Consider the following 6715-nt stretch of genomic DNA (forward strand, 5'->3'; position numbering starts at 1 on the left):
CACCAGACTGGCGGCGTCGCAGCGCGGTCGGCCGAACTGCCGGCACCGTCGCCGTCGACAACGACCCTATCCGAGCGACGCGCAGGGCCGACCGCCGGGTGGGTTACCCAGGCCAAATCAAATCAAGCGGAAATACGGGATGAACGCCGGGTCCCGCTTCGGCGACGCGAGCCCGCCGCGGCGCCGGGCCGCGACGCGACTCGCGCGTGATGAGAGTGGTTCAGCAGGCCATCATCTCGGGCGTGACCGCCGCTTCGGTGTCCGGGATGCCGAGGTCGCGGGCCCGCTTGTCGGCCAGCGCCAGCAGCCGGCGGATGCGGCCGGCGATCGCGTCCTTGGTCAGCGGCGGGTCGGCCAGCGCGCCCAGCTCCTCGAGCGAGGCCTGGCGGTGCTCGAGCCGCAGCTGCCCGGCCGAGGTCAGGTGGTTGGGCGCCTCGTCGGCCAGGATCTCCAGCGCCCGGGTGACCCGCGCGGCCGCGGCGACCGCGGCCCGGGCCGAGCGGCGCAGGTTGGCGTCGTCGAAGTTGGCCAGGCGGTTGGCGGTGGCGCGCACCTCGCGGCGGACCCGGCGCTCCTCCCAGGCCAGCACCGAGGCGTGCGCGCCGATCCGGGTGAGCAGCGCGGCGATCGCGTCGCCGTCCTTGATCACGACCCGGTCGACGCCGCGGACCTCGCGCTCCTTGGCGGTGATGCCGATCCGGCGGGCGGCGCCGCGCAGGGCCAGCGCCGCCTCGGGGCCGGGGCAGGTGATCTCGAGCGCCGACGAGCGGCCGGGCTCGGTCAGCGAGCCGTGCGCCATGAACGCGCCGCGCCAGGCCGCCACCGCGCAGCAGACGTTGGCCGAGACCACGTGCGGCGGCAGGCCCCGCACCGGGCGGCCGCGCACGTCGAGCAGGCCGGTCTGCCGGGCGAGGGCCTCGCCGTCCTTGACGATGCGCACGATGTAGTGGCTGCCCTTGCGCAGGCCGCCGCTGGCCAGGACGTGCACCTCGCTCGGGTAGCCGTAGACGTCGGCGATCTCGCGGCGCAGGCGGCGGGCCACCGCGCCGGTGTCGAGCTCGGCCTCGACGACCACGCGCCCGCTGACGATGTGCAGGCCGCCCGCGAACCGCAGCAGCGCCGCCATCTCGGCCCGCCGGCAGCATGGCTTGGGCACGTCGACCCGGCTCAGCTCATCCTTGACCGCTGCCGTCATCGCCATCGTGTTGTCACCTCATGCGCCGGATCTGAACAATTTGTGCCGCGACTCGCCTGCTGCTTAACGAGCGGCGCCCAATACTGGCACCAGTGCAACGCCCAACGACTCAGGATCATGCCTGGGGCTGCCGTCCGCAACGGCCAAGGGTGCCAACACGAGGCGAGCACCCATCGATTCCGCGGCCCGGTGCACCGGCTCGGGCTCGCCGACCCACTTCGCGTCGGCCAGCACCGTGTCGACCCGCAGGGCCGGCAGGTACCACCCGAGGGCGGCCAGGTGGTCGGCGACCGACAGGCCGTGCGTCTCGTTGTCGGTGGCCAGGTTGAGCGTCACCAGGCGGCGGGCGTGGCTCGCGATGATCGCCTCGGCCAGACCGGGCGTGAGCAGGTGCGGGAGCACGCTCGTGTACCAGCTGCCGGGGCCGAACATGAGCCAGTCGGCGGCCCGGATGGCGTCGATCGCCTGGGAGCAGGTCGGCGGGTCGGCGGGCTCGATGCGTACCGCCTCGACGTGGCCCAGCGCCACCGCGACCGCGTGCTGGCCGCGCACCGTGACCACCTCGCCCGGCCGGGACGGGTCGGCGCCGAGCAGGTCGGCCTCGATGCCCACGGCGTGCCGGGCCATCGGCAGCACCCGGCCCTGCGCGCCGACCATGGCCGCCGCGTGGTCGAGCGCGACGACCGGGTCGCCGAGCATCTCCATGAGCCCGAGCAGCATCAGGTTGCCCACCGCGTGCCCGGCCAGCGAGTCGTCGCCGGCGAACCGGTGCTGGAACAGCTTGGCGGTGCGCTGCTCGACCGGATCGTCGCAGGCCAGCGCCGCGAGCGCCTGGCGCAGGTCGCCCACCGGCAGCAGCGCGTCGCGCTCGGCGAGCAGCCGCCCGCTCGAACCGCCGTCGTCGCCGACGGTGACGATCGCGGTGATGTCCAGATCGAGGTCGCGGCCGGCGTGCCGCAGGCCACGGAGGGCGGCGCCCAGTCCGTGCCCGCCCCCGAACGCGACGACTCGCGTGGTCGTGGCCGTCACTCCCGCCCCAGGTCGCGGTGCGAGGAATGGGCCGACAGGCGCATGTCACGCAGCTGGGCGGTCAGCTCCTCGGTGATCGCGACGCTGCGGTGCTTGCCGCCGGTGCAGCCGACCGCGACGGTGAGGTAGCGCTTGCCCTCGCGCTCGAACCCGGGCGCGGTGGCCGCGATGAGGCCGGCGTAGGTGCCGACGAAGTCGTGCGCGCCCTCCTGATCGAGCACGTACTTGCTGACGGCGTCCTCCAGGCCGGTGTGGTCGCGCAGCTCGGGCACCCAGAACGGGTTGGGCAGAAAGCGGGCGTCCAGCACGTAGTCGGCGTCGGGCGGCAGGCCGTACTTGAAGCCGAAGGACAGCACCGTGATGCGCAGGCGCCGCACGTCCTCCCCGCCGAACAGCTCCTCGACCCGCCGGCGGAGCTGGTTGACGTTCAGGTGGCTGGTGTCGATGATCACATCGGCCTGCTCGCGGGCCTCGGCCAGCAGCGTCCGCTCGGCCGCGATGCCGTCGGCCAGCCGCCCGTCGCCCTGCAGCGGGTGCGACCGGCGCACCGACTCGAACCGGCGGATCAGCACCTCGTCATCGGCGTCGACGAACACGACCCGGGGCGAGAACCCGCGGTCCTTGAGCGCCCGCACCGCGCCGGCCAGATCGGTGGAGAAGGCGCGGCTGCGCACGTCGAGCACCATGGCCGTGCGCCGGGCGGCCCCGCCGGCCTGAAAGGCGAGCTGCGCCATGTCGAGCATGAGCGCCTGCGGCAGGTTGTCGACCACGTAGAAGCCCACGTTCTCCAGCGCGCGGGCCACCGTGCTGCGCCCGCCCCCGGAAACGCCGGTCACGACCACCAGGTCGGTGGTCAGCTCGTCCGGGTTCACCGCGTCGGGGAACTCCGGCAACGACTCCGTCACGAACGCCTCCCGCGTCGCCTCGCCCGCACCCCGTCGGGCGGGCACACCATGCTATGCACTCTCATCGGCTCCGCCCGCCGCCGGGTTGAGGTCGTCCCCCGCCCCACCACGCCCCGCAATGGCCGGGTCGAGGCCCGTCTCCACCCCGGCGTCGCGCCCCGCCACGGCCGGGTCGAGGCCCGTCTCCACCCCGGCGTCGCGCCCCGCCACGGCCGGGTCGAGGCCCGTCTCCACCCCGGCGTCGCGCCCCGCGATGGCCGGGTCGAGGCCCGTCTCCACCCCGGCGTCGCGCCCCGCCACGGCCGGGTCGAGGCCGGCTCCCCAAGCGGCGGGCGCGGTTTCTTCGTCGACCAGGGCGGCCCGCACAGCCGAGGTCTTCACCGGGGCGGGTGGCGGCAGGCTCGACCCGGCGCGGGCGCGGGTGGCGCCGGCCTTGGTGCGGCCCGCGCCGCCCGGCGGGACCGCGCCGGGCTCGGCCGCCGGCTTCTCCGGCCCCTCCGCGGCGGGCGGGTTCAGCGCCGCCAGCAGCGTCTCGGCCGTGCGCCGGCCGATGCCGGGGATCTCGGTGATCTCCTCCGGGGTCGCGGCGGCCAGGCGCTTCAGCGAGCCGAAGTGCCGCAGCAGCGCCTTGCGGCGGGTCTCGCCCAGGCCGGGGATGTTGTCGAGAGCCGACCCGGTCATCCGCTTCGAGCGGCGCTGGCGGTGGAAGGTGATGGCGAACCGGTGCGCCTCGTCGCGGGCGCGCTGCAGCAGGTAGAGCGCCTCCGAGGTGCGCGGCAGGATCACCGGGAAGTCCTCGCCGGGCAGCCACACCTCCTCGAGCCGCTTGGCCAGGCCGCACAGCGCCACGTCGGTGATGCCCAGGTCGGCGAAGACCTCGGCGACGGCGTTCACCTGCGGCTGGCCACCGTCCACGACGACGAGCTGCGGCGGGTAGGCGAAGCGCCGCGGCCGGCCGGTGAGCGGGTCGATGCCGGGCAGCACGTTCGTGGCGAGCTCGCCGTCCCCGGTCTCGCCCTCGCCGATCTCGCCCTCGCCGATCTCGCCCTCGCCGATCTCGCCCTCGCCGGCCTCATCGAGGAGATCGTCGGGCTGGTCGCGGGGCGCCTCCGCACCCTCCTGCGCCTTGAAGCGGGCGAACCGCCGCCGCATGACCTCGCTCATCGCCGACAGGTCGTCCATGCCGCTGCCGTCCGCGTTGCCGCGCACCGCGAAGCGGCGGTACTCGCTCTTGCGGGCCAGCCCGTCCTCGAAGACCACCATGGACGCCACCACGTCGGTGCCCTGGATCTGCGACACGTCGAAGCACTCGATGCGCAGCGGCGCCGAGCCCATCCCGAGCGCCTCGGCGATCTCGTCGAGCGCCTTGCTGCGGGTGGTCAGGTCGCCGGCCCGGCGCAGCTTGTGCCGCTGCAGCGACTCCCCCGCGTTGCGCGCCACCGTCTCGAGCAGCGCCCGCTTGTCGCCGCGCTGCGGCACCCGCAGGTGGACCCGGCTGCTGCCGCGGTGGTCGGAGAGCCAGTCCTCGAGCGCCGCCTGGTCGTCGGGCAGGGCCGGCACCAGCAGCTCGCGCGGCACGTCGGTCTCGCCCTGCTCGCCGCCGTACATCTGCGAGCAGAAGTGGTGCACCAGGTCGCCGGTGGTCAGGTCTTCCACCTTTTCCACGACCCAGCCGCGCTGGCCGCGGACCCGGCCGTCGCGGACGTGGAAGACCTGGACGGCGGCCTCGAGCGGGTCCTCGGCGAAGGCGACCACGTCGGCGTCGGTGCCGTCGCCGAGCACGACGGTCTGTTTCTCCATGGCGCGGCGCAGGGCGGCGATGTCGTCGCGCAGCCGGGCCGCGCGCTCGAACTCGAGCTCGTCGGAGGCCTGCATCATCTCGCGCTCGAGCCGCTTCACGAACGTGTCGGTGCGGCCGGCCATGAAGTCGCAGAAGTCGTCGACGATGGCCCGGTGCTCGTCGGCGGAGACCCGGTCGACGCAGGGCGCCGAGCACTTGCCGATGTAGCCGAGCAGGCAGGGCCGCCCGATCTGGCCGGCTCGCTTGAAGACGCCGGACGAGCACGTACGCGCCGGGAAGACCCGCAGCAGCAGGTCGAGCGTCTCGCGGATCGCCCACGCGTGCGAGTAGGGCCCGAAGTAGCGCACGCCCTTGCGCTTGGCGCCCCGCATGACCTGCAGGCGCGGGTATTCCTCGTTGAGCGTGACGGCGAGGAACGGATACGACTTGTCGTCGCGGTACTTCACGTTGAAGCGCGGGTCGAACTCCTTGATCCAGGAGAACTCGAGCTGCAGCGCCTCGACCTCGGTGCCGACCGTGACCCAGTCCACACTCGCCGCCGTCGTCACCATCTGCTGCGTGCGCGCGTGCAGCGACCACGTGTCGGCGAAGTAGGAATTCAGCCGATTCCGCAGGTTTTTGGCCTTGCCGACGTAGATGACACGACCGGCCGGGTCACGGAAGCGGTAGACGCCGGGAGACTCGGGGATGGTTCCGGGCGCCGGACGATACGAGGACGGGTCTGGCACGGGGTCAACAGTAGTGCGGGGGACTGACATTATTGTCCGACCGGAGGTCCGTTGCCGCCGCCACGGCGTCGGACCTCCGGCCTACCGAACATCAGGCCTTGACGATGTTGTCCCCGTCCACCTTGACCTTGGTCTCGGCCAGGGCCTTGGTCGCCGGCCCGGTCGTCGGCTGGCCCGTCTCGATCGAGAACTTGCTGCCGTGGCACGGGCAGCTGATCACGCCACCCTCCACCTTGCTGACGTCGCAGCCCTGGTGCGTGCAGACCTTGCTGAACGCCTTGTACTGCCCGGCCTGCGGCTGGGTGATCACGAAGTCGGCGGTGATGATGCCGCCGCCCTGGGGGATGTCGCCGGTGGTGGCCAGCGCGTTCCCGCCGGTCGAGCCGCCGCCCGAGTCGCCGCTGCCGCCCGAGTCGCCGCCGGCGTTGGCGGCCCCGCTCCCGGCCGGGGCCGGGGTGTTCGAGTAGTCGGTGCCGCTGGTGTTGGTGCTACCGGTGTTGGTACCGCACGCGGCCAGGACTGCCGTGGCGCCGACCGCGCCGGCGCCGAGCAGAACGAGCCGGCGCGTCGAGCAGCAGGCACCGGAGTTCGCCTGCTCCTCGACGGGGTGCTCAATCTCGGGCGTCGTCTGCACGTCTGTCATCGGTTGTCCTCCAGTGGGGCTGGGTATCCGCGCGACTGGTCACGCGGCGTCGCAGTTATGTACGCGGGCGCGGCCGAGCCGGTTCAGGGATCCCACGAAATTGTCCGCCGTAACCGTCGCCTTTTCCGCGCTTTTGGGCGTCTTTGCCCGGCGTCTTTGCCTGGTGTTTACACGCAGCTCAACGCCCGGCCGAGACTATGATCTTGACCGGGCGTTGTAGCTATGAGTCACCTGTGACTCTGCTGGATATCAGACCGTAGCCTTCGCCCGGGCCCGCGTCGAGCGCGGCTTCGCGGCCGCCTTGGCCGGGGCGGCGCCGTTGGCCTTCGCCGCCCGGTCGGTGGGGGGGGGGGGGGGGGGGGGGGGGGAGGGGAGGGGGGGGGGGGGGGGGGGGGGGGGGGAGGGGGGGAGGGG

General features: G+C 73.3%; 4 protein-coding genes and 1 pseudogene. All 5 read right to left on the reverse strand.

The window, feature by feature from the left end; translation table 11 throughout:
• Nucleotides 1-220: 220 nt before the first annotated feature.
• Nucleotides 221-1201 (reverse strand): DNA-binding protein WhiA, encoded by a 981-nt coding sequence (gene whiA, locus ACZ6TB_RS06610; protein WP_097322458.1) that lies wholly within the window; start codon nt 1199-1201, stop codon nt 221-223.
• 57 nt (nt 1202-1258) lie between these two features.
• Complete coding sequence (locus ACZ6TB_RS06615; protein ID WP_465551318.1) at nt 1259-2224, reverse strand: gluconeogenesis factor YvcK family protein; 966 nt, start codon at nt 2222-2224, stop codon at nt 1259-1261.
• Entirely contained in the window at nt 2221-3129 is a 909-nt protein-coding gene (gene rapZ, locus ACZ6TB_RS06620; RefSeq protein WP_465551319.1) for an RNase adapter RapZ, read from the reverse strand. The genes ACZ6TB_RS06615 and rapZ overlap by 4 nt, the downstream gene beginning before the upstream one ends.
• 495 nt (nt 3130-3624) lie before the next feature.
• Nucleotides 3625-5658: pseudogene (uvrC, locus tag ACZ6TB_RS06625) on the reverse strand (excinuclease ABC subunit UvrC); the annotation flags it as partial.
• Between the two features lie 91 nt (nt 5659-5749).
• Nucleotides 5750-6301, reverse strand: coding sequence for a Rieske (2Fe-2S) protein (locus ACZ6TB_RS06630; protein WP_465551321.1), 552 nt, complete (start codon nt 6299-6301; stop codon nt 5750-5752).
• Between the last annotated feature and the right edge of the window lie 414 nt (nt 6302-6715).

The organism is Actinoplanes sp. NPDC051537 (genome assembly GCF_055586105.1).

What these genes read in the sequence shown, in the direction of transcription:
- whiA (WP_097322458.1), bottom strand. Translation starts at nt 1,201, where the DNA reads ATGGCGATGACGGCAGCGGTCAAGGATGAGCTGAGCCGGGTCGACGTG.
- ACZ6TB_RS06630 (WP_465551321.1), bottom strand. Translation starts at nt 6,301, where the DNA reads ATGACAGACGTGCAGACGACGCCCGAGATTGAGCACCCCGTCGAGGAG.